Origin of the sequence: Herbaspirillum robiniae, assembly GCF_002213415.1 — a bacterium.
GTDB classification, from domain to species: domain Bacteria; phylum Pseudomonadota; class Gammaproteobacteria; order Burkholderiales; family Burkholderiaceae_D; genus Herbaspirillum; species Herbaspirillum robiniae.
In genome coordinates this window covers 448,326-474,202 of sequence record NZ_NJGU01000004.1, presented here as the reverse complement: position 1 = coordinate 474,202, position 25,877 = coordinate 448,326, and the positions used below count along the sequence as shown (strand labels likewise).

10 protein-coding genes are annotated in these 25,877 nt (G+C 65.7%); 3 read left to right on the top strand and 7 right to left on the bottom strand.

Features of this window, described 5'->3' with window-relative positions; genetic code table 11:
• Positions 1 to 9 precede the first annotated feature (9 nt).
• From urtE to urtA, 5 genes are all read right to left on the bottom strand, one after another.
• Positions 10 to 699 carry an urea ABC transporter ATP-binding subunit UrtE gene (urtE, locus tag CEJ42_RS08750; RefSeq protein WP_088750662.1) on the bottom strand — a complete coding sequence of 230 codons (690 nt, stop codon included), beginning with the start codon at positions 697 to 699 and terminating at the stop codon, positions 10 to 12.
• A gap of 129 nt (positions 700 to 828) precedes the next feature.
• Entirely contained in the window at positions 829 to 1,596 is a 768-nt protein-coding gene (gene urtD, locus CEJ42_RS08745; RefSeq protein ID WP_088750661.1) for an urea ABC transporter ATP-binding protein UrtD, read from the bottom strand.
• Complete coding sequence (gene urtC / locus CEJ42_RS08740) at positions 1,593 to 2,795, bottom strand: urea ABC transporter permease subunit UrtC (protein WP_088750660.1); 1,203 nt, start codon at positions 2,793 to 2,795, stop codon at positions 1,593 to 1,595. Before urtC ends, urtD begins: the two co-directional genes overlap by 4 nt.
• A 49-nt stretch (positions 2,796 to 2,844) precedes the next feature.
• Positions 2,845 to 3,762: an urea ABC transporter permease subunit UrtB gene (urtB, locus tag CEJ42_RS08735; RefSeq protein WP_088750659.1), complete on the bottom strand. Its 918-nt coding sequence runs from the start codon at positions 3,760 to 3,762 to the stop codon at positions 2,845 to 2,847.
• Positions 3,763 to 4,010: 248 nt separating this feature from the next.
• Positions 4,011 to 5,267 (bottom strand): urea ABC transporter substrate-binding protein, encoded by a 1,257-nt coding sequence (gene urtA, locus CEJ42_RS08730; RefSeq protein ID WP_088750658.1) that lies wholly within the window; start codon positions 5,265 to 5,267, stop codon positions 4,011 to 4,013.
• Between the two features lie 552 nt (positions 5,268 to 5,819).
• On the opposite strand from urtA, the gene CEJ42_RS08725 reads away from it, so the two are divergent.
• The 3 genes from CEJ42_RS08725 (at position 5,820) to CEJ42_RS08715 (ending at position 10,503) form a co-directional block, all read left to right on the top strand.
• Positions 5,820 to 9,236, top strand: coding sequence for an ATP-binding protein (locus tag CEJ42_RS08725; protein ID WP_088750657.1), 3,417 nt, complete (start codon positions 5,820 to 5,822; stop codon positions 9,234 to 9,236).
• Positions 9,214 to 10,200, top strand: coding sequence for a response regulator transcription factor (locus tag CEJ42_RS08720; RefSeq protein ID WP_088750656.1), 987 nt, complete (start codon positions 9,214 to 9,216; stop codon positions 10,198 to 10,200). Before CEJ42_RS08725 ends, CEJ42_RS08720 begins: the two co-directional genes overlap by 23 nt.
• A 105-nt stretch (positions 10,201 to 10,305) precedes the next feature.
• The gene (locus CEJ42_RS08715) at positions 10,306 to 10,503 is read left to right on the top strand and encodes a hypothetical protein (protein WP_006713029.1); all 198 of its coding nucleotides are present in this window, start codon (positions 10,306 to 10,308) and stop codon (positions 10,501 to 10,503) included.
• A gap of 418 nt (positions 10,504 to 10,921) precedes the next feature.
• Here the strand turns inward: CEJ42_RS08715 and CEJ42_RS08710 are convergent, their stop codons facing one another.
• Together CEJ42_RS08710 and CEJ42_RS08705 are read right to left on the bottom strand one after the other, a co-directional pair.
• Positions 10,922 to 12,358: a Do family serine endopeptidase gene (locus CEJ42_RS08710; RefSeq protein WP_088750655.1), complete on the bottom strand. Its 1,437-nt coding sequence runs from the start codon at positions 12,356 to 12,358 to the stop codon at positions 10,922 to 10,924.
• Between the two features lie 162 nt (positions 12,359 to 12,520).
• A complete protein-coding gene (locus CEJ42_RS08705; RefSeq protein ID WP_088750654.1) occupies positions 12,521 to 25,678 on the bottom strand; it encodes a filamentous haemagglutinin family protein in 13,158 nt (4,385 codons plus the stop codon).
• Positions 25,679 to 25,877: the final 199 nt, after the last annotated feature.

Here is a 25,877-nt window from a genome sequence, read left to right as displayed (position 1 = left end):
AGAATTCGCTTATACGGACAGGTACTTGCTGATGGTCGGCGCATCGACGTGGTCGCGCGTGTCTTCGTAGACGAAGCGGCCCTTGTCGATCACCAGGAAGCGGTCGGCGATCTCCAGCGTGAAGCTGAGCACCTGCTCCGAGACGATGATGGTCAGCTCGCGGATCTTGCGGATCTCCTTCAGGCTGCGCGCAATGTCCTTGATGATGGAGGGCTGGATGCCTTCGGTCGGCTCGTCCAGCAGCAGCACGCGCGGATTGGTCGCCAGCGCGCGGGCGATGGCCAGCTGCTGCTGCTGCCCGCCGGAGAGGTTGCCGCCCTTGCGGGTGCGCATGTCGTAGAGCACCGGGAACAGCGCGTAGAGTTCGTCTGGCACCTTGCCGCGCGCGGCCGGCCCGAGGCCGGTCTGGATGTTTTCCAGCACCGTCATGCCGGGAAAGATCATGCGCCCCTGCGGCACATAGGCCACGCCGCGCGCCACGCGCTGGTGGCTTTCCATGCCGCCCAGCTCGACGCCGTCGATACTGATGCTGCCGCCGCGCAGCGGCAAAATGCCCATCAGGGTCTTGAACAGCGTGGTCTTGCCCATGCCGTTGCGGCCCATGACGGCGACGATTTCCTCCTTCGCCACCGACAGGTTGATGTCGTGGATGACCGCGCTCTGACCGTAGCCGGAGGCGAGTTGCGAGACTTTGAACATGAAGCTCTCCTCAAATATTCTCAGAGTGGCTGGCAAAACGTCGCTGGCAAGGCGCGCCGACGCAGACAGTGCATGAGCACGGCAAGGAGGCAGCAACGCAGTCCAGCGGCGTTTTTCCAGCCACTCCCGTTAGTGGCCGAGATAGACGTCGATGACCTTGGGGTCGGACTGCACCTTGTCCATGCTGCCCTCGGCCAGGATCTTTCCCTGGTGCAACACCGTGACCTTGTGCGCGATGCTCTTGACGAAATCCATGTCGTGCTCGATCACCACCACCGAGCGCCCCTGGCTGATGCGTCCCAGCAGTTGCGCGGTCTTCTCGCGTTCGGAGACGCTCATGCCGGCCACCGGCTCGTCGAGCATCAGCAGCTCCGGATCCTGCATCAGCAGCATGCCGATCTCCAGCCACTGCTTCTGACCGTGCGAGAGCAGGTCGGCCTGGGTATGCAGGAACTCGTCCAGGAAGATCTCGGCGGCTACCGACTCCACCCGCTCCACCACGTCCGGCGAGCGTTTGAAGGTCAGCGCGCCGAACACCTTGCGGCCGCGCGGAAACGACATCTCCAGGTTCTCGAACACCGAGAGGTTCTCGTAGATCGACGGCGTCTGGAACTTGCGCCCGACGCCGGCGCGCACGATGGCGTGCTCGCTCATCCTGGTCAATTCGTGGTCATTGAAGCGGATGCTGCCCGAAGTGGCGCGCGTCTTGCCGCAGATCAGGTCCAGCACCGTGGTCTTGCCGGCGCCGTTGGGCCCGATCACCACGCGCACCTCATTGCGCTGCACGTACAGGTTCAGCTTGTCGACCGCCTTGAAGCCGTCGAAGGAAACGGTGAGGTCTTCGATCGCCAGCACCGGGTGGGCGTCCGACTCGAATCCGATGGGTGCGTCGCTCATTTGCTGGCCTCCAGGGTGGCGCCGGGCTCGATGCCGTCGCGAGTGGTTTCGGTTACGGCCGGCCTGGACGAAGCCGCCTTGGGCCTGACCGGCTCCGGCTCGGCCGCCGGCTTGCTGCGCAAGCGCGCCATCAGCCGCTTGCCCTGGGCCTGGTACAACCCGGCCAGCCCGTTGGGGAAATACATGACGACCGCAATGAACAGGCCGCCCATCAGGAACAGCCACAGTTCAGGGAAGGTCTCGGAGAAGTAGGTCTTGCCGAAGTTCACCAGCAGCGTGCCGTAGACCGCCCCCAGCAGCGACATGCGCCCGCCCACCGCGGCGTAGATCACCATCTCGATGGAGGGCACGATGCCCACGAAGGACGGCGACATGAAGCCCACCTGCAGCGTGAACATGGCGCCGCCGATGGCCGAGAACATGGCTGCGACGCAGAACACGAACACCTTGAAGCTGGCCACGTCGTAGCCGGAGAAGCGCACCCGCTCCTCCTTGTCGCGCATTGCCACCAGCAGGCGGCCGAGCTTGGAGGACAGGATGTAGCGGCCCAGCAGGATGCAGCCGAACAGCAGGCCGGCATTGACGAAGTACAGGATCAGCTTGGCGCTGTCGGTGCGGATGTCCCAGCCCATCAAAGTCTTGAGGTCGGTGATGCCGTTGACGCCGCCGGTCAGGCCCTGCTGGCCGATGATCAGGATCGACAGGATCGCCGCGATGGCCTGCGTGACGATGGAAAAATAGACATCCCCCACGCGCCGCTTGAACATCGCCAGGCCGATCAGGAAGGCCAGCAGCGTAGGCACCGCCAGCACCGCCAGCACGGTGAAGCCGAAGCTGTGGAACGGCTGCCACATGGCCGGCAACTCGGTCAGCTGGTTCCAGTCCATGAAGTCGGGAATGCCTGGCGTGGACTGGATCTTGGTGCTGACCGGGTCGGACGCCTCCAGCTTCAGGAACATCGCCATGCAATAGCCGCCGACGCCGAAGAACACGCCCTGCCCCAGGCTCAGGATGCCGCCGTAGCCCCAGCACAGCACCAGGCCGACAGCGACGAAGGCGTAGGACAGATACTTGCCCACCAGGTTGAGGCGGAACATGTCCAGCGCCAGCGGGAACACTACCAGCAACAGGGCCGCCATCACCGCCAGTCCGATCAACCCGGACCTGCCGCCCAATAATTTTTCATACGCTGCATTCATTGTCGAACCTCGCGGAGGGAAAGTCGGGAAGAAACCGCCGGCGCCGGCATCACTTGCGCACCTTGCTGGAGAACAGCCCCTGCGGACGCAGCATCAGGATCAGGATCACCGCCGACAGCGTGAGCACCTTGGCCATCGAGCCGGTCAGGAAGAACTCGGCCGTGGATTGCGTCTGGGCGATCGAGAAGGCCGAGGCGATGGTGCCGATCAGGCTCTGCGCGCCGCCGAACACCACCACCAGGAAGGTGTCGACGATGTACAGCGAGCCGCTGGTGGGACCGGTCGAACCGATCGTGGTGAATGCCGCCCCGGCCACGCCCGCCACGCCGCAGCCGAGCGCGAAGGTGGTGCGGTCGACCTTGCGGGTATTGATGCCCACCGCCCCGCTCATGACCCGGTTCTGCATGGTGGCGCGCACCTGCAGCCCCCAGCGCGAGCGAAACAGCAGGACGAAGATAGCGCCGGTCAGCAGCACCGTCAGGCCCATCATGAACAGGCCGTTGATCGGGATGTCGATGGCATCGGTGGGCTTGAACGAGCCCAGCAGCCAGTCCGGCAAGGTGGCGCTGACTTCCTTGGCGCCGAAGATGGAACGGAAGGTCTGCTGCATCGCCAGCGACAGGCCCCAGGTCGCCAGCAGCGTGTCCAGCGGGCGCTTGTAGAGGCGGCTGATCAGCAGCAGCTCGGTGAGATAGCCCACACCATAGGCCACCGCGAAGGACAGCACTACCGCCGCGAAGAAGTAGAACGGCTGCAGCGCCGGCGCATAGGTCGTGGTCAGGTGCGACAGCAGGTAGGTGATGTAGGCGCCGATGGTGAGGAACTCGCCATGCGCCATGTTGATCACGCCCATCTGGCCGAAGATGATGGCCAGGCCCAGCGCCATCAGCAGCAGGACGCAGAACACCGAGAGGCCGTTGAAGCCCTGCATGGCGAAGATGGCGCCGAATTCGGATAGAGAAACCATGTTGACTCCCGCCGTGGGCGATGAAGGATGGAGCGAAAAAAGCCGGGCTCACGCACCGGCAAGCCGAGGGGCGGCAACGCCCGCATGTCACAACAGGCGCCGCCGCTTTGCTGCTCGGATCGATGGCCGCGGCCCCACCTCCGTCATCCCGGCGCAGGCCGGGATCCAGCGTCGTCCGTCGCCCGGCCACTAAGGCCGGGAACGCGAACGCCACCAACAAGACTGGGGGATGCCATGGCCGTACAGGCTTATTGATAGCCCTTGGGGAAAGGATTCGGCTCGATCAGGTCGGACTCGTAGATGACCTTGAACTGGCCATCCTTCTGCGCCTCGCCGATGCGGGTCTTGCTCCACAGGTGGTGGTTCTCGTGGACCTTGACGTAGCCTTCCGGCGCGGTCTTCAGCTCGATGCCGGGCGAAGCCGCCACCACCTTGTCGACGTCGAAGCTGCCGGCCTTCTCGACCGCTGCCTTCCACAGCCAGGGGCCGAGGTAGGCGGCCTGGGTGACGTCGCCGATGACCGAATTGGCGCCGAACTTGGCCTTGAATTCAGCCACGAATTTCTTGTTGTTGGCGTTGTCCAGGCTCTGGAAATATTTCATCGAGGCGAAGAAGCCCTCGACGTTCTCACCGCCGATGCCCAGCATTTCATCCTCGGTCACCGAGATGGTGAGCAGGTTCTGGGTCTTGGCGGTGACGCCGGCGGCCTTCAACTGCTTGTAGAAGGCCACGTTGCTGCCGCCGACCACGTCGGCGAAGATGACGTCGGGCTTCTTCAGCTTGATCTTGTTGATCAGCGAACCGAACTGGGTGTTGCCCAGCGGGTAGTACTCCTCACCCACCACCGAGCCCTTCAACACGTTCTCGATGTGCTTGCGCGCGATCTTGTTGGAAGTGCGCGGCCAGATGTAGTCGGAGCCGACCAGGAAGAAGGTCTTGGCCTTCTTTTCCTTGGCCACCCAGTTCAGCCCGGCCAGCACCTGCTGCGTCGCCTCCTGCCCGGTATAGAACACGTTCTTGGACTGCTCCAGGCCTTCATAGAAGGTCGGGTAGTACAGCAGGCCGTTGTCCTTCTCGAACACCGGCAGCACCGCCTTGCGCGAGGCCGAGGTCCAGCAGCCGAAGACGGCCGCGACGCGGTCGTTCTCCAGCAGCTTCTTGGCCTTTTCGGCGAAGGTCGGCCAGTCGCTGGCGCCGTCTTCCTGGATGATCTTGATCTTGCGGCCGAGGATGCCGCCCATCGAATTGATCTGGTCGATCGCCAGGCGCTCGGCCTGGATCGAGCCGGTTTCGCTGATGGCCATGGTGCCGGTGGCCGAATGCAACTGGCCGACGGTGACTTCCGTGTCGGTGATGGCCAGCTTGGTGGTGTTGACCTTGGCGGTCGGGAACTGCTGCGCCGAGGCCAGGCCCGGCAGCGCGGCGGCAACCGCACCGGCGGCCAGGCCCGCCAGCATCTTGCGGCGTTGGGACGAAGGCGGTCGGGAAGAGGAACGGTGCGACATGCGGTACTCCTTTCGAGGCTTTGTTGGACGTTGTAGGAAGCGATCGTGGCCTTGCCGGACCGGCCGCGCATGCACACAAAACGGGTCGGTCGAAACGAGTGCAGGCTGCGTGCAGGCATGCGAGCTGTTCTCCCTCTGCGCTCGCCGGCACCGCATTGCCTTTCGTTCTGGGACGAAGAATAGGTTTGGCGATGCGGCGCAACAATACGTTGTTTGACGTAACGGCCCGGCCGTTACGCGGCAGGCCGGACGCACACGTTTTGCACACGCGCGGCGTCCTGTTGGTGCAGCGCGCACCGGCGAGCGCACCGGACAAGGGGTTCGCAAGCCGCCTGCCCGCCGCGTTTTGGTGAAACCGCGGAAAAAGGGAGTGGCGGCATACGTCATTTGACGTATGCCGTCGCCCGCCGATTGGTTTGAAAATTGCTTGCAAGAGGCGCAGCAAGCGCGGCCTTGCGCAGATGCTGTCCCGCAGAATGGGAGCGGCGCTGCGGCAACCGCCGCAATTGCCGCGCCCGGCCAGATGGAAAACGACAACAACGCGAGCACTATGTGACCAACCCCGCCACACAACGCATCGTCAAAGTCCGGCGCGACTACAACACCTGGGTCGCCAACGAGACGCTGGAAGACTACGCGCTGCGCTATACCCCGCGCTCGTTCCGGCGCTGGTCGGAGTTCCGCCTGGCCAACACGGCGCTGGGCGCGACCTCCTTCCTCGCGCTGGAGGCCATCAGCGGCGCCATCACCCTGAGTTATGGTTTCACCAACACCTTCTGGGCGATCGCCTGCGTGGTGGTGCTGTTCTTCCTGACCGGCCTGCCGATCAGCTATTACGCCGCCCGCTACGGCGTGGACATGGACCTGCTCACGCGCGGCGCCGGCTTCGGCTACATCGGCTCGACCATCACGTCGCTGATCTACGCCACCTTCACCTTCATCTTCTTCGCGCTGGAAGCGGCGATCATGGCCCAGGCCATCGAGATCTACTTCGGCCTGCCGCTGGTCTACGGCTATGTGCTGTGCTCGCTGATCATCATCCCGATGGTGGCCTACGGCATCACGCTGATCAACCGCCTGCAGATGTGGACGCAGTCGCTGTGGATCGTGCTGCTGGCGCTGCCTTATATCTGCGTGCTGCACAAGGAGCCGGACGCCCTGGCCAACCTGATCACCTTCGCCGGCCGCGCCGAGGAAGGCAGCTCATTCAACCTGCTGCTGTTCGGCGCGGCCGCAACGGTGGCTTTCTCGCTGATTGCGCAGATCGGGGAACAGGTCGACTTCCTGCGCTTCCTGCCGGAGAAGACCGCCGCCAATCGCGGCCGCTGGTGGACCGCATTGCTGCTGGCCGGCCCCGGCTGGATCCTGCTGGGCGGCGCCAAGATGCTGGGCGGCGCGCTGCTGGCCTTTCTCGCGATCCAGCATGAAGTGCCGATGGCGAAGGCGGTGGAGCCGACCCAGATGTACCTGATCGGCTACCAGTACGTCTTCTCCAACCCGGCGCTGGCGCTGGGCGCGGTGGTGCTGTTCGTGGTGGTGTCGCAGATCAAGATCAACGTCACCAACGCCTATGCCGGCTCGCTGGCCTGGTCCAACTTCTTTGCGCGGGTGACGCACAGCCATCCGGGGCGCGTGGTATGGCTGGTGTTCAATGTGCTGATCGCGGTGCTGCTGATGGAGCTGGGCGTGTTCAACGCGCTCGAGCACGTGCTGGCGCTGTACAGCCTGGTGGCGATCTCATGGATAGGCGCGGTGGTGTCGGACCTGGTGATCAACAAGCCACTCAAGCTGAGCCCGCGCCACATCGAGTTCAAGCGCGCCCACCTGTACGACGTCAACCCGGTCGGCGTGGGCTCGATGGCGATCGCCTCCATTCTCTCGGCCGTGGCGATGTCGGGCGCACTGGGCAGGACGGCGGCGGCAATGGCGCCCTTCATCGCACTGGGTACGGCGCTGCTGTGCGCGCCGCTGATCGCCGTCGCGACCAAGAGTCGCTACTACATCGCCCGCCGCGACACGCTCTCAGGCCACAGCCACGTACATGGGCAACTGGAGTGCGTAATCTGCGGCAACCATTTCGAAACGCCCGACATGGCGCATTGCCCGGCCTACCAGGGCACCATCTGCTCGCTGTGCTGCTCGCTGGATGCGCGCTGCAACGACCGCTGCAAGACGCCGGCCGCGCGCCTGCCCAATCAGCTGTTCCAGACCCTGCGCAGCCTGCTTCCGGCGCGCTTCTCGCTCAAGCTCAATACCCGCATCGGGCACTACCTGATCGTGTTCGGCGTGCTGGCCGGCGGCCTGGCGATCGTGCTGTGGATGCTGTACTTCCAGCAGATGGCCGATATCTCCGGCGCCGCGCCGGGCGGACCGGACTCCATTCGTGGCATCTTCATCAAGCTGTTCTGCACGTTGCTGGTACTGCTGGGCGTGGCGTCGTGGTGGCTGGTGTTGACCAATGAGAGCCGGGCCGTGGCGCAGGAGGAGTCGGAACGCCAGACCAATCTGCTGCTGCAGGAGATCGAAGCGCACAAGCAGACCGACGCCGAACTGCAGCGCGCCAAGGAGGCGGCGGAATCGGCCAACCTCGCCAAGAGCCGTTTCGTGGCCGGCATGAGCCACGAACTGCGCACGCCGTTGAACAGCATCCTCGGCTACGCGCAGATCCTGCACGTTGACGCCACCATTCCGCCGGCACGCAAGGAAGCCATCGCCATCATCCGCCGCAGCGGCGAGCACCTGCTGAGCCTGATCGACGGTCTGCTCGACATCGCCAAGATCGAGGCCGGCAAGATGCGCCTGGCGTCCGACGAAGTGGCGCTGTCGGGATTGCTGGAGCAGATCGAGGGCATGTTCGCGCCACAGGCCGAGCAAAAGGGCCTGAGCTTTCGCTTCGAAAAGACCGGCCGTATCCCGCAGATCGTGCATGCCGACCAGAAGCGCCTGCGCCAGATCCTGATCAACCTGCTGGGCAACGCCGTCAAGTTCACCGACCGCGGTGGCGTCACGGTGCGCGTGCGCTACGCGCGCGAGATCGCCTGGTTCGACATCATCGACACCGGCATCGGCATCGCCGACGACGACCTGGAACGCATCTTCCTGCCCTTCGAACGCAGCAGCGCGGCCAACCTGCGCGAAGACATCGGCACCGGACTGGGCCTGGCCATCAGCCGCATGCTCACCCACATCATGGGCGGCGAATTGTCGGTGCAGAGCCAGGTCGGCAGCGGCAGCAGCTTCCATCTGAAGCTCTACCTGCCGGAAGTCAACGTGCCGCGCCCGCGCCTGAAGCTGGAAGACCAGATGTGCGGATACACCGGCCCGGCGCGACGCGTGCTGGTGGTCGACGACCAGGCCTCGCAGCGGCGCCTGCTGCGGGAGATGCTGTTGCCGCTGGGCTTCGCCGTGACCGAGGCCGACAGCGGCATCGCTTGCATGGAGGAGCTCGCGCGCGGCGTTCCCGACCTGGTGCTGCTCGACATCGCCATGCCGCTGATGGACGGCTGGTCGGTGGCCCGCGCCATCCGCGCACGCGGGCTGGCGCAGCTGCCGGTGATCTTCGTCTCGGCCGACGCCTTCGAGAACCTGCTGGAGCGCAGCGAAACGCCGCTCTACAACGACTTCGTCGTCAAGCCGGTCTCCTACAGCGAACTGCTGGCGAAGATCAAGCAACAGCTCAAACTGGACTGGGTCAACGCTGCCGCAGCCAGTGCGCCTGCCGCCCCCGCGCCGGCCGAACAGCCGCTGATGCTGGTGCCCGCGCAAAAGAAGCTGCGCGCCCTGCTGGAGCTGGGCGCAATCGGCTACGCCAAGGAAATCCTGCGCCAGCTCGACGACATGGAACGGCAAAATCCTGCCTACCTGCCTTTCACCACCGAGCTGCGCCAACTGGTCAGGCAATTCCGCCTCAACGAATATGTGACCCGCATCAAGGAGATGATCCGCCATGATCTCAACGACGTTCGATAGGCACGTGGTGCTCATCGTCGACGACATGCCCGACAACCTGGCCATGCTGTCGGACACGCTCGACGAGAGCGGCCACATCGTACTGGTCGCCACCGACGGCGTCAGCGCGCTGGAGCGCCTGGACTGCGTCACGCCCGACCTGATCCTGCTGGACGCCATGATGCCCGGCATCGACGGTTTCGAGACCTGTCGCCGCATCAAGCTGATCAAGAGCGTGAGCCATGTGCCGGTAGTGTTCATGACCGGCCTCTCGGAGACCGAGCATGTGGTGCGCGGCTTCGAGGTCGGCGGCATCGACTACGTCACCAAGCCGATCCGGCCGCAGGAAGTGGTGGCGCGCATCGGCGCGCACATCCGCACCGCGCGCATGATGTCGCAGGCGCGCGGCGCGCTCGAACATGCCTCCCATGCGGCCATCGTGATGGGCGGCAACGGCCTGCCGCTGTGGCAGACCAGCAAGGCATCGCTGTGGCTGGAGAAATATTTCCCGGCTGTGGCCGGCGCATCGTCCGGCCACAAGCTGCCGCTGGCCGTACAAAGCTGGCTCAACGAAGGCCTGGCGCGCCAGCGCCAGGGCGGCGGCAGCGTCGACGGCATCGCGCCGCTGGTGGCAAGACGCGGCGACGCCGAGCTCAGCATCGCCGTCTCCGCCGCCGGGCAAGGCCACGGCATCACCCTGCTGCTGGAAGAAAAACAGCACGCTGCCGCAGCGCCGGCGGGCGCCGACGACACCTCGCCTTCCTCGCTCGACGACTATCGCCTCACCCCGCGCGAGAACGACGTGCTGATGTGGCTGGGCAAAGGCAAGACCAACCGCGACATCGCCGACATCCTCGGCATGAGCCCGCGCACGGTGAACAAGCACCTGGAGCACATCTTCGTGAAACTGGGCGTGGAAACGCGCTCGGCAGCGGCGGTGCTGGCCAGCGGCCTGGCGCCACCCGGAAGCGGATTGTTGCAATGACAAGGCATTGATCGATGAAGCCGCGATAGTTTCGCGTACATTCCCGCTTTGGCTTATCCTTGACGGGTCCATCCGGACATTTGTACCCGAGAGCAAGGAATCATCATGCCAAAGAAAGAAAAGCTGGATCCCGAAACCGAAGCGCTGATCCAATGGTGCACCGAGGTCGAACAGTTCCTGGTCAAGGGCGGCGCGACGCTCGACCAGGCCCAGGAACATATCGAGGAGCAGGTAGAGTGGTTCACCGACCTCTTCTACGACGGCCTGACGCCTGAGGAAGCAGCCAAGGAAGCGCTGGCCTGAGCCCGCCCTCCCCACCAAAAACAATCCCGGCCGTGCGCCGGGATTTTTCTTTTGGAGAACGGTTTTTGAATCAGACCGTTCAGATGGAAACCGATGTGAATTGCGTGTCGCCGTTCAGCCTGGCTCAGCGCCGAGGCAGTCAAATCACGCAAGCAGAGACGAACCCTGAGACAGATCTTCCTGAACTTAAGGGGGCTGGGATATGAAGGGTCGCATGACTGCGTGGCAGCCTTCGGAAGGTGGGAAAAATGGAGAGCCTCAATTCTGCGAGCAAATCAACACGAAGAAATCAACTGGACCGGCCAGCCTTCTGTAGACATCTTCGAGTCATGATTTATGACAACCGAGGAGATGAAGGTGAATGGTCCCTAGTACCGATTGACATCTTCGCGGCACCATCGGCAGGCATGCGCCGGCCTCACGGATCGAGCTCGGTCTGGGTTTCCTCGTGCACTGGCTTGGGCAGCTCCAGCGGAACGAATAGCCGCGTCGTCCCGCGCTGCACCAGCAATGCCGAACTGCCGCCGGTCTGACGGATCACATCCAGCAAGCCCTCGATGGTGGAGACGCTTTGCCCATTGAGCGCCAGGACAACATCGCCCACCTTCACACCGGTGCGCGACGCCGTGAGGTTGACGCGCTCTACCAACAGCCCACCGTCCACCTTGAACAGCGTGCGTTCCTGGGGCTGCAGCGAACGCACCGTCATGCCCAGTGGAATCTCGGGCTGCGCCTGCTGCTGCGGTGCCGCCAGCGCCGCGGTCTCGGAGGCATCGACCGACATGTCCAGCGTCTGCAGCGCGCGGCTGCGCCAGATCTGGACCGTCACCCGCTCGCCGGGCGTGCGGTCGGCCACATAGCTGAGCGCATCGGCCGACTGCACCACGTCGCGGCGATCCACCTTCAAGATCACGTCGCCCGGCTGCAGCCCGCCCCGCGCAGCAGCGCCGTAGGGCGCGACATAGCTCACCAGCGCGCCGGCCGGCTTGGGCAGACCGAAGGATTGGGCCAGCGCCTGGCTCACCTCCTGCACCACCACGCCGATGCGCCCGCGCGTCACGTAGCCCTTGGCCTGCAACTGCTCCTTGATGCGCATGGCGACGTCAATGGGAATGGCAAACGACAGCCCCTGATAACCACCGCTGTTGCTATAGATCCGTGAATTGATGCCGATCACCTCGCCGCGCATGTTGAATAGCGGCCCGCCCGAATTGCCTGGATTGATCGGCACATCGGTCTGCAGGAAGGGCATGTAGTCCGCGCCCGGCAAGGTGCGCCCCTTGGCGCTGACGATGCCCGCGGTCACCGAATTGCTGAAACCGTAAGGTGCGCCGATAGCCAGCACCCACTCGCCAACCTCGATGCGAGCCGGATCGCCAATGCGGATCACCGGCAACCCGGTGGCGTCGATCTTCAGCAGAGCGACGTCGGAAATGGAATCGATGCCCAACAGGCGCGCCTTGAATTCGCGGCGATCGTTCAGCTTGACGCTGATGGCGCTGCCGCGCGCGACCACGTGGGCGTTGGTCAGGATATAACCGTCGGCACCGACGATGAAGCCTGAGCCCAGCGTGCTTTCATCGACGCGATCCTGCGGCAAGGCACCGTTCTGGCGGCGCTGCAATGCCTCACGCGCCACTCCGATGTTGACCACGGTATTGCCGCTGGCCTTGACCAGGCGAGTGAAGTCAGGCTCTGGACGCGCCACTGGCGGGCGCACCGCCTGCAATACGTCGGGCGCGGCCGTCTGGGCCTGGGCGGCAGGAGCCGCCAGGCAGACGGACAAACCGGCCGCCGTCAAGATACCGCGCACGGCGGCTTGCCCGGTCGCAAGAGAGGCAACAGAAGCAAGCATCGATCTCGTAATTATCTTCATCGTTACCCACTCGACCCAGGCCGGGACAGGCAAGTAGCATAGCCGTAATGGATGACCCCGAAATGACAGTTTTTCCGCGTATTGCGCGCCGCGAGCGCGTGGACGGCGCCTTTCCGTCCATGCCCCCACGTGCCCGGCCGGTCAACGGCCCAGGTTGCGCCGCTCGGTATCGGTCAGGCGATTGCGCTGCACCGCGTTCAGATTACCCTGGCCCAGCACCTGGATCGCGCTACCGCTGTCATGGCCGGCCCCGGACGTTGCCGGACGGCCCTCCGGTGCCGCCGTGCCGTCGGCCCCGAAGCCCAGCACCCGCACCGTGAACACCGACGGCAGGTTCTGCCTTGCCGCCGCCCGTTCGCGCGACACCGCATCCTGCGCCGCCATCGCCGCCGAACTGGCCGCCGCGCTGGCATTGGTCAGCGCGCCGATGTTCACCGCCGCGATCACCGGCAAGCCGGTGGACTTGCCCTGCACCTGGATGTTGGCCGCATTGACGATCTGCAGCGCAGCAACGTTGATGTTGCCCGACACCCGGATGCCCGCCTCGCCGGCATCGATGGTGCCCAAGGGCGCGATCAGATCGACGTCGCCCGGGGGCACCTCCGCGATCGGCGCCAGCGTGGCGATGCCCGCGCCGGCGGACGGCACCTGCGGCGACATCGTGACATCACCCACGTTGTCATACACGCGCCGCGGCGGCGTATAGACGACGGTGGTCTTGGCGCCCCGCCCCGCGTTGATGTCGCCTTGCGCCGACCATGCCATGATGCCGCCGCCGAAGGTGGTCATGATGCGGCTCTGTCCCAGCAGGATGCTACCTTGCGAATACAGCGAGATGTCGCCCCTGCCGCGCGTGATCAAGCCCGCCGTGGAAGGCGGAGCAATACCCTCCACGCCGAAGGTCTGCGCGCCGCCCGGGGTGAGGATCTGGATATCGCCGCCCACGTCGGTGTGGATGCCCGACGCGCCGTACATCAGCAGGTCGCCCTGATACTCCGTGGCCGGGAACATCGCCGCGATGGCGTTGCGGCCGCGCAGGTAGCTGCCATAACGTGGGCTGCTCGCGTCGTTGTACTCGCGCCCGCCCGCACGCAGTTCGGCAAAGTAGATCTGGCGCGCGAAGATACGCTGCTGTTCCGGCGCCAGGGCGTTGAAGTAGGCCAAGGCCTGCTCCGCCGTGCCGCTGAAACCGAAGCGCTCGCCCAGCCACGCCGATAGCTCGGCACCATAGGTCTTGGCCACCTTGCCTGGCTGGTCGGCCAGCGGCGTGCCGCCTTGCGCCAGGTTGGCCGGGTTCAGGTAGCGCGCCAGCAAGCCAGAATAGCCGCTGCTGATGCCGGCATCGCCCAGGCCGGCCTGCACCGCGATGCTGGCGCCCGGCCGGGAATCGCCACGCACCACCGGACCGATGCTGGTGATGGAGGAACGGTCGTACTGGACGATATTGCGTCCAGCCGACACTTCAAGCGTCCCCGGCCCGGCGACGGTGACGTTGGCGTACAGGATGTCGCGTCCGGCCTGGAGCACCGACACGTCGTTGGCATGACTATTGAGCAGCAAGTTGCCCGCCGCCATGGCGTTGTCGCTGGCATCGCCGCTGACCCAGCCGAAGCGGGTCAGTTCCTCATCCATGCGGGTGCCGGTATAGACGATGTCGCGCCCGGCGCGGATCGCCACCGGACCGGCGCCGATATAGTCGGTCTGGCCGCCACGACTACCGAAATAGCGCATCGTCGCACCACTTTGAAGACCGACGATATCGCCCCGCCCGGCATAGAAGCGCGACGGCGCAACAGCGTGACCGGCGATGCCGGCGGTGGCACCGATATTGCCGACGCCAAAAGCCAGCAAGGGATAGACGCCGACATCGGCATAGGGCGCGTCCACGCTGACGTTGCTTGCCAGCGGGAGACTGGTGTTATCGGTGCCGAAGAAGCCGGGATGCCAGATGGTGGCCATGACCGCGCCGTCCGCGCCGGACACGGCGATCGGATAACCCCCGCCGTACAGTGCATTGCCGGCCAGAAGCTCGACATTGCGTTTGCCTTGCGGCGCCAGCAGCAGCCCCCCGGTCTCCCATTGCGTGGCGTTGCCGGCGTGGCGATACGCCAGCGACTGGCCATAGTAGATGCTGCCCACGCCCGCCACCGCGCTGACCTCGCCCGGCAGCATGAACCAACCGCCGTTGCTGGTGTAATCCCAGTTGTACGTACCGATCTTGGCATTGGTCTCGGAGGGACGGGTGTCGAAGGCCATGTCGCCGCCGGCGCTGAAGGCGCGCAGCGCGGTATGGTCGCTCCACAGGCTGAACCAACTCATTCCGCGCTCGCCGTTGCCATTGGTCGCGCTGAAGGCCACGGTATTGGGCGTGTTCACCAGACCGGCATTGCCGGTCCCGCCCAGCACCAGGTCGCCCCGGCTGGCGACATCCATGCCGCTGTCGCCAGCCATCACCAATACGCCGCCGGTGCTCCTGGTGAGACTGGGAATATACGGATTGGAAGTGCGCAGGTCACGTGCATCCTGCCCCGGACCGTAGATCCGTTCGATGGTGCCGATCTGGCCGGCGCTCAGTGAAAGCGCGCCGCGCAGGCCGACCAGCGCACCGTACAGTTCATGTGACTGCGCCTGCGCCAGGCCGGTACGCGGCACCCGCGCCTCGATATGGCTGTTCCAGCCGCCGCCCAGGCGCACGTCGAGGTCGCCGCCACCGGTCAGCGCCAGACTGCCGTCGGCCAGCACGCGACCGCTGCTGCCGACCGCCAGCACCACGCCCTGGCTGCGCGCGGTGGTGGGATCGCCTATATCAGTCGTGGAACGCAGCGAAACCGTGCTGGCATCGCCGCCGACCCGGATGCTGGCATTGCCGCCGCCCAGCGTGCCCAGGCCGGTAAAGCCCACCACCGTCGGCCAGTACTGGGGCATGCCGACGGCCGCCTGGTTGTACATGTAGGTGCCGAAGTTGATCCACCATGCGGTCGGCACCTCGGCCACGCCCGGCGTGCCGCCGGTGCCCTGCCGCCACAGCCAGTTGCCGACGCTGCTGCTGGCCCAGAACACTTCCTTGCTGGCGGCCCAGGAATCGCCGGTGAGATTGCCGCCGACATCCAGGTTCAGGTTGCCGCCGCCGTCCGGATACCACGCCCGGTACTGTCGCGCGCCGCCACTGACCAACGCTTCATAGTCGGCGGCGCTGTCGCCGCCGGCTCCGCCCAGCACCTTGCTGCCGTCGATACGGCCGCGCGCCTGGTTGAAGCTGGCATCGAGCGCCGCATTGCCCAGGCTGCGCTGGGTGCCGGCGGTATACACGCCATAGGGCGAGAGCATCGAGAAGTTGCCGCCCGCCGCCAGGCTCAGATCGCCGGTGCCGGTGCGCAACACGCTATAGGCCACCGTCTTGGGGGCGACGCTTGGTACCCGGATGATCTGGCTGCCATTGCCGCTGGCCAGCTTCCAGAAGTCCGCCAACCCGAAATCGGCCCAACTGCTTGCACCCAGTGGCGTATAGAGCTCCACCAGCTCGGACTCGGTCTTGCCAACCAACTGGCTGACGTCGGTCATGCCATTGGGCAGGCTGCCTGCCGCGCTCAGTATCTCTCCCGCCCCTCGCAGCGTCAGGCCCAGCTGGATATTGCCCTGCGCCGGGTCCCAGAAATCGGCCGTGATCGGTCCGAAGATGAAATCGCTCCAGTCGGTGACGCCGTAGAGCGCGATGATCTGGGCCATAGTCTTGCCGATCAGATCGGATGGGCGGCTTACCCCCATGGGCAAGCCATGGGTTCCGGTAAGAAGGGCTACGCCGTCGGCGTTGAGCACGCTCAAGGTCCCGCCGGGAATCGTCTTGATGCCATAGTGGGTATCGGCCAGCACCAGATCGCCGCGGCCGATGGTATTGCGGGCGCGCGTATCGGCCGCGCCGGTGTCGGCGCCGGCCACCACGCCCAGGCTCCAGGATTGCGATCCTTCCGGCAGCATCTGCGCCACCGCCCAGTTCCTGGCCTGGCGGCCATTGGCATCGGCCGGCCTCAGGTTGATCGAATCGACGCCCGCGTTGAGCTTCACATTGGTGCCCGCCGCGATCAGCGCGCCCACTGGCAAGGTCAGCGATCCGCTCTGCGTCATGTCCACAGGCAAGGGCGCGCCTTTGGGCCAGGTCAGCGTGGCGCTAGTCAATGGCACCGGCAGGCGGACGCCGGCCAGCAGTTGCGCTCCGGCCGGCACCGTAAGTCCGGCCGCGCCGACCACGCTGCCGGCTGCCAGCAGCACGCTACCGTTGGCGGCGCGCACATCGGCGGCGAGCACGCTGCCAGCCGGCAAGGCCAGGTCGCGGTCCAGCGTGATCGCCGACGGCAGCACGGTACCCATCGGCAAGGTGACGTTACGCACCGTGATGGCGTAGTTCAGGGTCTTGCCGGTCGGATAGACGGTACCGTCCAGCAGGGTGATCCCGGCAATCGGCACCACCACGTCGCCGCCGAACTTCTGCACGCCCGGCGTGAGTGCCCAGCCGCCGTCATCGGGCGTATCAGGCGGCGGCGCGAAGCCGTCGTTGATGCTGCCGTAGATCGAAAGGTCGCCACCGGCGCGCAGCGTCAGCATACCCACTTCACCCGAACCATAAACGCCGGTCTTGGGCGTACCCGGGTTGAGACTGTTGTAACGCAGGCCGGACAGATCCAGATCGCCCTGCACCACCAGGTCGCCTTGCGGCGTGGCGCTGACGATCTCGATGGCCGGACGCAGATGCAGCGCCTGGCGGTAGGCCGCATTGTTCAGGCCCGCCAGCTTGTTATTGAGGAGATTGCCGTTGGCCAGCGCGTTATCGATGAAGGCGGTCGCCTGCGCATGCCTGGCGTCGAGATAGGCCTGGTCGATCACCTGGTACGGACGGCCGCTGGCGGCCGGATCGGTGCCATGGGCCGCATCGCTGTAGCGTTGGCGGCCATAAACAGCAATCGAACGCGCTCCCTGGATATCGATGGCGCCGCGTGCATCGATCGCAATGTCGCCGAAGGTGGCGGCGTTGGCATCGGTCACGCTGCCTGTATTGCCCACACGTGCGGCGAACAGATCCAGCGTACCGCGGTTGTTGCCGTCACCGCCGTTCAATGCCGTGCCATGGCGCAGGTCGATACGGGAACCGCCTTGTAACGTTAGCGTGCCGTTACCGGCGTCTAGCTGCACGGTGGCGCGGTTAGGGCTGTCGATGATCTTGCCGTAGCTGTCCACGCGCAACATGCTGCCATGCGCATCGAGCACCGCCCCGGCCGCCAGCGTCAGGCCATTGGCCGCCGCCAGCCGGATGCTGCCGACCTTTTCGCCCGAGGCATCGACCACGCCGTTGACCACCAGTTGGCCGCCATCGAGCGAAACGTTGATGCGATTGGCCTTCAGTTCGTTGCCGATGACCAGATCACCCTGCTTGAACTGGAAGCTGCGCTCGCCGCTGACGCCGCCCGCGTTGAGCCTGTCGTTCAAGCCAGCAAACCCCTCGCTCAGGCTGGCGCCGCCCAGCGCCAGCGCGCGCACGTCAATCGAACCGGCGCGATACGGCACCAGCGTGCCGCCGGCGTCGTAGCGACCGGACGCGTCGCCGCGCAGCGTGCCTTGCATATCGACCGTCCCGCCCATCGCAATGAGATTCAACTGGCCGGCGTTATTGTTGCGGGCCGACAGGTCGATCACCGCAGCCCCCGCCTGGCGGATGCCGCCGGCGCTGCTCTGCAAGCTCAGCTCGCCGCCCCAGGAATAGCGGCTGACGTCGAACAGCCTGATCTCGCGCCCGCCCAGATCGAGCCACGCGTTATCGCCCAGGCGGATGTCGCCATCGGCGCTGACCGTCAGCTTGCCGCTGGGCAGCGCGACGGTGGTATCGATGCTGACCGTGTTGCCGCTCAGTTTCAGTTCGGCGCCGGTGTCCACGCGCACGGCGGCGGGATCGGCGCGTCCGCTGGCCGGCGCGCTCAGTTGCAGCGCGCCGCCGGCGGTGATGGCGTTGACCGAACCGCCCGTGCCGGTGATCAAGGGCGCTTGCAGGCTGAGATTGCCGCCCTGGTATTGCGGACCGTTGGCGCCGGCCGTCTGCGACTGGTAGACCGACAGCGAACCCTTGAAACTGGCGGTGATGCGTTCGTTGGCGTTCAGCGCTACATCGGCAAAGCCGAGGATGGTGCGGCCGAAGTTATCCAGACCGGTCGGCAATGCGCTGGTATCGTAGCCAAGCTCGATCACGTCGGCGCTGAGCACCAGGCGACCGGCGCCGCTGCCGCGGCCGCCCGTGATCGGAGCGGGCGCGACCGTTCCCTGGCCGGCCCAGGTCAGCTTGCCGGTGCGGATCTCGGCCAGTTCTCCGGGCGCGCCGACGCCGTAGATGGCAGGCGTGGTCAACACCAGATTGGCCAGCGACGAACGGCCGGTCGCGGGATCGATGGTGGACAGGCTGACATTGCCGAACAGGTTGACCGAGTCGGCCGCCGTCAGGATCAGCCGTTCCAGCGCCGGCGCGCCGTAAGCGGTATCGCCGCGCAGCAGGCGGGAGAGCACCTGCTGGTCGATGGTCAGGCCCGGCGTCAATGCCCCGCGCGCCGCCGCAGCCGCCAGGTCGGCGGCGCTGCCGGCATTGAGCGAACCGGCCGCCAGCATCAGGTTGCGCGTGCCGTAACGCACCGCGTCGGTCAGCTGGAAGTCACGCCGGGTCGCCAGCAACAAGCTGCCTTCGGAATAAAGCTGGGTGGTGCCGTTGCAGGTGACGCCGCAAACGCCCAGCAGGATGGCCCCGCTGCCGCGCCCGGAGGAATCGGGCTGGGGGGCCAGCGTATTGATCACGCCATTTGAAAGGGCCAGTACGCTCATCGTTCCCGGGCGGTACACATAACCGTCCAGCGAATCGTAAGGACCGCGGCCCAACCCGATGGTATTGATGCCAGCACCGGCCTCGATGGTGATGCTTCCGGCGGGATTGTCGGTTATCAGAAACACGTCCGGCACGCGCAGCAAGGCACCCTGACGCAAGACGATGGAGTCCATGCTGCCGGTGATATCGATGTAGTTGCTGGCGTCCACACCGCCGCGTCTGCCGTAGGTGGAGCCCAGGCTGCCGCCCACGACCAGACGGCCCGCGTTCAACGCGTTCAGATCGCGGGCATACAGAGACAATCCGTCAAAGGCGGGTGTGCGCGCCGCGCCGTCAGCCAGGATCTCGATCTTGCCCGCGTTATAGCCGCGCATCTTGATGCTGGCCATACCGCCCTGGCCGCCGGGCGCGGGAGTGAAATCGACATTGCCCTGCAACGACAGGCTGCTGTCAGGGGACGACTCCAGGGCGATGAACAGGTTCCGGGCATCGGCCGGCAGCATCGGCCGCACCGTTCCGGCCAGCGCCGCCTGGCGCAGCGCGAACTCGCTGTAGCCGGTCTCGTTGTATTGCGCATAGCGGCGCAGCACATCACCCGGCGTGACGATCAGGGCGCGCGTCATATTCTCGGCCAAGGCGGTATTGGCAGTGCTGAGCGCGCCGGCGACGGTCCACGAACCGTTGCGCATGGCCAGCGCCTGTCCACCGGCCGGGCCGGTAAGCGCGCCATTGAACTCGACCCTGAACGCGCCCGGCAGCAGCGCATAGTTCGACGGGAGCAAGGTATATGTGCCCGCCGCCAAGCCGGGGATCTGGTGGCTGCCGATGGTGACCTGCTGTCCGATGCGCGGGTCGAGCGCGCTGGCAGCATCGGCCGGCGCATAGGCCGACGCATAGCCCGGCACGATGGCATAGACCGGATTGGTCGCCAGACCCGGCAGGCTGAAACCCTTGTCGGTTAGCTGCATCAGCGGCGCCAGGCGCGCATCGGTGGAACCACCGCGTCCAGAGACGAAGCCGGCGCCGCGCACCTCGCCGCCGCCCGACAGATCGAGGCGGGCGCCAGCCGCGACCGTGACCACCCGGCTGTCCAGGTACATCACGCCGAGGCCGCCCACTCCCTTGAACTCGACGTTATTGCCCCGGTAAAGGTAATTCACCCCGTCCGAGGTGCCGCCATAGGGCAGTGTGAGCCCCGCTGCGCTGACCGAGGTCAGGCTGCCCGGCTTGAAGGTGATGCTGGTCGTCGAGCCGCCCGTGCCGCCGGAGGTCTGGGAATTGGTGCCGATGTTCAAGGTACCGAGCGGAGCGCGCAGCACGCCCCCCTGTTCGATGGACGTGGCCCCCAGCTTCAGGCTGCCAAACATCGCGTAAGGCATGGCCGGATCCGGTGCGCCCGGATCGTAGCGTTCCAGCACCAGCTTGCTGTCCGGCCGGTAGTTATAGCGATCGATCACGCCGGCACTCACCTCGGCAAACGTGCCCGTGGCCGGATAGACCTGCGCCGCGCGCAGCAGGATGTCGCCGCGCGAAGTCAGCGTGCTCACGGGGTTGATCTGACTGGTGGTCGTACCGTAGGTGAAGCGGATATCTCCCTGGCTGACCAGGTTGAGCTGGCCGAAGCCAGGCCGCTCTACCGTATTGCCGCTCATGGTCGTGTTGGTGCCAAGCACGACCTTGTCCTTGATATCGATCAGCATGCCGCTGACATTGAGCACCGCCTGGGAGTCGAGCGAGGTCAGGCCGCCTTGATAGGAAGGCCGCAGGTAGTTATCGCTTGCCGCACCTTGATCGTTGCTGCCGCTGAGCAGTACATACGGTGCGTTGAGCGCGACATCGATGCGGCGATTGACGCCGGATGCCAGGGTCAGCGCACCGGCATAGACGCGCAGCTCCCTATCCAGCGACAGGTTCAGATTATCGTTAAAACTGAGCAGGCCGTTGCTGTGCAGTACCAGCGAGGAAAAACCACCGTCCCGCACCTGATTCACCCCGAGCAGGCCATGACCATATTGCAGGCCGCCGGCATCGGAAGCGCCCGCGCTCTTTTGCTGCACCAGCGTCAGCTCGCGCGGCGCCATCACGGTGCCGTTTGGTGCTGGGTTCTTAAGGTAATTGGGCGCATCCAGCGCCACCGTCAGGGTGCCGCCGGCCGCGCCTGATCCCGCCGCGCCCGCGCCGGCGCGCAGGCTCCCGTCCAGATAAATGCCGCGCGCCGACAACAGCTGGATACTGCCGCCATTGCTGGCGATGGTGCGCACGCCCGTACCATCGATATCGAACCGCGCCGCAGTACCCGACACATCCACCAGCGCACCCTCGCGCACCACCACGAAACTGTCCGCCGCCAGCGCGCGCGCCTTGCTCTCGACCAGGATGCCGCCGATAGCGACACTACCGCCATCGGCGACGATGCCGAACGGCCGTCCCCGGGCATCGGTGGCGACATAGCTGGCCGCCGACGCGTCCAGTACCGCATGCGCGCTCAGTTCGATGGCGCGGCTGCCGGGTCGGGAGTCGCCCACGTTGCCGCCGTCTTCGATCGACTTGTCGCCCGTTGTCTGCGGTCCTTGCACGCTGATGCTGCCGCTCTTGGCCTGCAACAGCCCATCCACGCTCAGGCCGCCGCGCGCCGCCAGCGTGATCGACTGCCCCGGATCGACGCGCAACGCCGCATCGCGGCCGATGGTCAAATCGCCGCTGCCACCGATATCGGCGATACCGGCCGCCAGCGTCAGGCTCGCACCCTGACGCTGCTTGATGCTGCGGTTAAGCATCTGCGGCTGGTACAGTTCGGGCTGCCAGACCGACAAGGCATTGCCATCCGTGCCGGCGGGCGCCTGCGCATCGGCCTGCAGCACCGGCATCCTCACATCCAGCGCCACGCCCGGCGCCACCATCAATCCCTGATAGCCGCGCACGCTATAGCTGGAAAAGCCGCTCGCAAACAGATCCACGTCGAGGTTGGTGGTCTTGGCCACCGCCACGGTACGCGTCAATTGCGCCCCGGCCGCCAGCGCCGTGCCAGCGGCGATCGTGAAATCGACAGTCGCGGGCTGGCCGGCAGGCGTCGTGAACGTCCTGGGCTCCTTGAGTTTCATCCCGTTGGGAAAGAGCCTGGCCGGTATCGTGAAACCGGCAAAATAGGCGCCATAGATACTAATCAGTTGGATGCGCGTGTTTTTTGGGATGACCACACTGCCCGGCCGTGTTCCAATATCTGCGTCCCACACCTGACCGGTAGACGACTGCACGGAATTTCTACCCCACTCTGTCGGCACCGGGAGCACCCAGTCGTCGGGCAGGTCATACCAGGGGCTATCCCTACCGGTGGCCACTTCAGCGCCCACCAGCGTATAACCTGGCGGCGCAATATCGCTGAGGTATTTGTAATCGACCGGCAGGATATCGCCGGCCCGCACCTGATAGTCTTCCTTCAGCACCAGCCCGACCAGCGCCGACTTGCCTGCTTCCAGCACGCCTTCGACCGGCACCGCCTTGCCGCCGATGACGACCGCGCTGGCCGATTCGATGTCCAGCTTGCCGCCCCCCTTGACGCCATAACCGCGGATCGTGCCGTCGAGGGTCAGCGTCCCCGCCGGGTTGGCGGTCACCACGGTACCCGCCAGGCCCGTTCCCAGTTGTACTGAACCGCCCTTGCCGCCGCGGACGGTGCCGTCGCCCTGCAGCGTCGCCCCTGAGGAAACATCGATGACCGAACCGGCGGCCAGCGTCACGCTGTCGGTAGAACGCAGGCTCACCGTGCCGCCATCGATATAGGCTTGCAAGCCGGGATCGCCTTCGCCGCGCAGGTCGACCATGCGGCCGGTGGCGTCCAGCCTGGCGCCGGCGTGCAAGATGACGCCCGCGCCGTTACCGCCGGCGGGGTCCAGGCCCTGATCGAGCGTGACCCCGTTATCGCGGATCTGGCGCAACACGTTGCCGCCCCGGATCGTGCCGCCATGGGCCACGATGTCGGCCGCCACATCCACCAGCGGCGCGAACAGCACCGCCTCGCCGCCATCGGCCAACCGCAGCGAGCTGCTCACCGTCACGCTCTTCTTGCCCGCCAGCCTCACCGCGCCCAGTTGTGCCGCATTGAGCAAGCCACCGTCGAGCAATAGCTGGCCCGCCCGATCCCCGGCCACCGCTTCGTCCAACCCGATGCCGCCGGCCACGCTCGCGCCAGCTCCCACCGTCACGCTGTCGAACAGCGGATTGAACGTGTAGCGCAGACCGCCTGCCTTGCTGTCGTACACCGGCAGGTATTGCCCCACAATCAGTTGCGCGCGCCGCGCCGCCGCGTATTGCAATTGCTGGTAGCCTTCCAGTCCCGCCTGCGCCGCCTTCGTCTGCCGCGGCCCCTGGTAGGTTTCCGACACCAGCGTCCCCTCCAGCGCCGCATTGCGTGTTGACACCACCAGCCGTCCGGCGTCGCGCCCCACCGTATAACCGTCTTCATAGCGTTGTTGCGGCGCGATCAGCGGGTTGTAGTAGTACTCCGTTGTCTTGTCGCCCCAGCGCGCATGCATCACTTCAAAGCCACGGTACACCCCTGCGTAGAGCAGATCGCCCGGCGCCGTGTTCACGTTGTACAAGCGGCCGTCGCTGCCCTTGATCCAGCTCTGGCGCAACATTCCTGACGCCACGTCCAGCGTCCCGCCCGAGAGATTGATGCTGGAACCGGCACGCGTCACGAGATCGCCTCCGCTCACCGTCACCGTGCCGCCTTGCGCCATCCATTCGCCGCCGCCGCGCGCGCTCGTGCCCAGGTAGCCGCTCACTTCCAGCAAGCCCCCTGCCGTGTACCAGCGATCCGCCGCGTAACCGTTCGTGCCGGCCGGCACCAGTACCAGATCGCGTCGGTCCACCCACACGTTCAGGTTGTTGAGCGTCTTGCTGTCACGGTTCACCGGCGCGTCGCGCTGTTCGTTGCCTTGCACGTTCACAGCCACCGTGTTGCTATTCATCGCCAGCTTCACACCTACCGCGCCCGAGACGTCCAGCGTCGCGCCCGCGTCCACCAGCGTGCGCCGGGTCGCCGTCACCACTATCTCGCCGCCGGTGGCCAGCGTGGTCGAGCCGCCCTGGAATTGCACGGTCTTACCGCTGACGATCTCGATGCGTGAAAGATCCTTGCGGTCGGCCAACGTGCTCAGGTTGTCATATACGCCGCTACTCTGGTTGTACAACCCGGCGCCATTGCGCACCAGCGCCTCGCGCTGGCTGTCCAGCGCCGTCACCTCGCTGCCGTCGGGCACGATTCCCGTCACCGAGTCTGGCGCCAGCGTCACGCTGCCTTCGACGTCGCTGGCGCGCGTGGACAGATGGATCGTGCCGCGCTTGGCGGTCGAGCTGGTCGACACGACCGCGCCAGCCTGGATCACCTGGTGTCCGGTCAATGTGATGTCGCCGGTGTTGGCCACGATCAGGCCGCTGTTGTTCACCACGCCGCTGGCGTTGCTGCGGCTGGTCGATACTTCATTGCCGGCGGTACTCGACCCCTGGTTACCGTCGCTACCGATGCCCTTGCGGATGGTAAAACTGTCGCCCGCGGCCAGCACCGTCTGCCCGCCGGGAGTGGCGATCCGTCCTGCGTTGCTGGTTTCGCTGCCCAGCAGCAGCACGTAGCCGCCGCCCTGCGTGACGGAGGTCGATTGCGCGGTGGTGATCCTGGCCCCCGCTTCCACGATCAGCTTGCCGTTGGCGTCGGTGAACGAGGGAGCGGTGCCGCTGGCATCCACATACAGGCCGCGATTGCGGAACTGGTCGTCCGTGATCCTGGCCGCGGCCGCGACCAGATTGCGCACATCGATCTGGCTGCTGCCGGCGAACACAATACCGTTGCGGTTGGCGATCATCACCGTGCCGGGCGCATTGATCTGCCCCTGGATCTGGCTGGGCCGCATTAACGGATCGTTGATGCGGTTGAGTACGGCCCAGTTGGCATCCTGCGCAAAATTCAGGATGGTATTCTTGCCGACATTGAAGGTCTCCCAGTTCAGGATGGCCTTGTCGGCGATCTGCTGCACGGTGACCGTGGTTCTGCCGTTGGCGGCGCTTTGCGCGGGCGTATTGGCGTTGATCCAGCCGCGCGTCAGGGAATTGGTATCGACCTTCAGTCCGCCCTCGGCCAGACCATCCGGCACGCTGCTTCCATTGGCCAAGGCCGCCTGTCGCGCCGCTTCCTGCGCCGCCTGCTGGGCCGCGATGCCGCGCGCCAACGTCGAGAGGTTATTGATGGAACGCTGCAGCTGCGCATTGGCTTGCTGCTGTTGCTGTGCCGGATTGGTCAGCAGCGCCGCCCGCGTGCCGTTGGGCAGGTAGCCGGTGGCCGCCGCGCTGTTCTGCATCGCGCCCTTGCTGGCGAACCAGGCAGGGCTGAAGGCCTGCTGCGCCTGCGCGCCTGGCATGGCCGCCCCCGTGGCGCCGGCCGCCAGCAGCATGGCGACGGCGCGGGCAACCGGCCGGTGCTGCCAGGTGGGGGCAGACGAGACAAGACAAAATGCATGGGCGGCGTGCTGGCGGGAGGAAGACGATGACGGGTAACGGGCTTCGTGAAGAGGCGGCATGAAGGTTCTCTTGATGTCTGTTCGGATCAACGTTGGTCGATGGCAACCGGCCTGGCCGGCTGTCCCTCCTCCT

What these genes read in the sequence shown, in the direction of transcription:
- CEJ42_RS08710 (WP_088750655.1), bottom strand. Translation starts at nt 12,358, where the DNA reads ATGCTTGCTTCTGTTGCCTCTCTTGCGACCGGGCAAGCCGCCGTGCGC.
- urtC (WP_088750660.1), bottom strand. Translation starts at nt 2,795, where the DNA reads ATGAATGCAGCGTATGAAAAATTATTGGGCGGCAGGTCCGGGTTGATC.
- urtE (WP_088750662.1), bottom strand. Translation starts at nt 699, where the DNA reads ATGTTCAAAGTCTCGCAACTCGCCTCCGGCTACGGTCAGAGCGCGGTC.
- urtA (WP_088750658.1), bottom strand. Translation starts at nt 5,267, where the DNA reads ATGTCGCACCGTTCCTCTTCCCGACCGCCTTCGTCCCAACGCCGCAAG.
- CEJ42_RS08715 (WP_006713029.1), top strand. Translation starts at nt 10,306, where the DNA reads ATGCCAAAGAAAGAAAAGCTGGATCCCGAAACCGAAGCGCTGATCCAA.
- urtB (WP_088750659.1), bottom strand. Translation starts at nt 3,762, where the DNA reads ATGGTTTCTCTATCCGAATTCGGCGCCATCTTCGCCATGCAGGGCTTC.
- urtD (WP_088750661.1), bottom strand. Translation starts at nt 1,596, where the DNA reads ATGAGCGACGCACCCATCGGATTCGAGTCGGACGCCCACCCGGTGCTG.
- CEJ42_RS08720 (WP_088750656.1), top strand. Translation starts at nt 9,214, where the DNA reads ATGATCTCAACGACGTTCGATAGGCACGTGGTGCTCATCGTCGACGAC.
- CEJ42_RS08705 (WP_088750654.1), bottom strand. Translation starts at nt 25,678, where the DNA reads ATGCTGCTGGCGGCCGGCGCCACGGGGGCGGCCATGCCAGGCGCGCAG.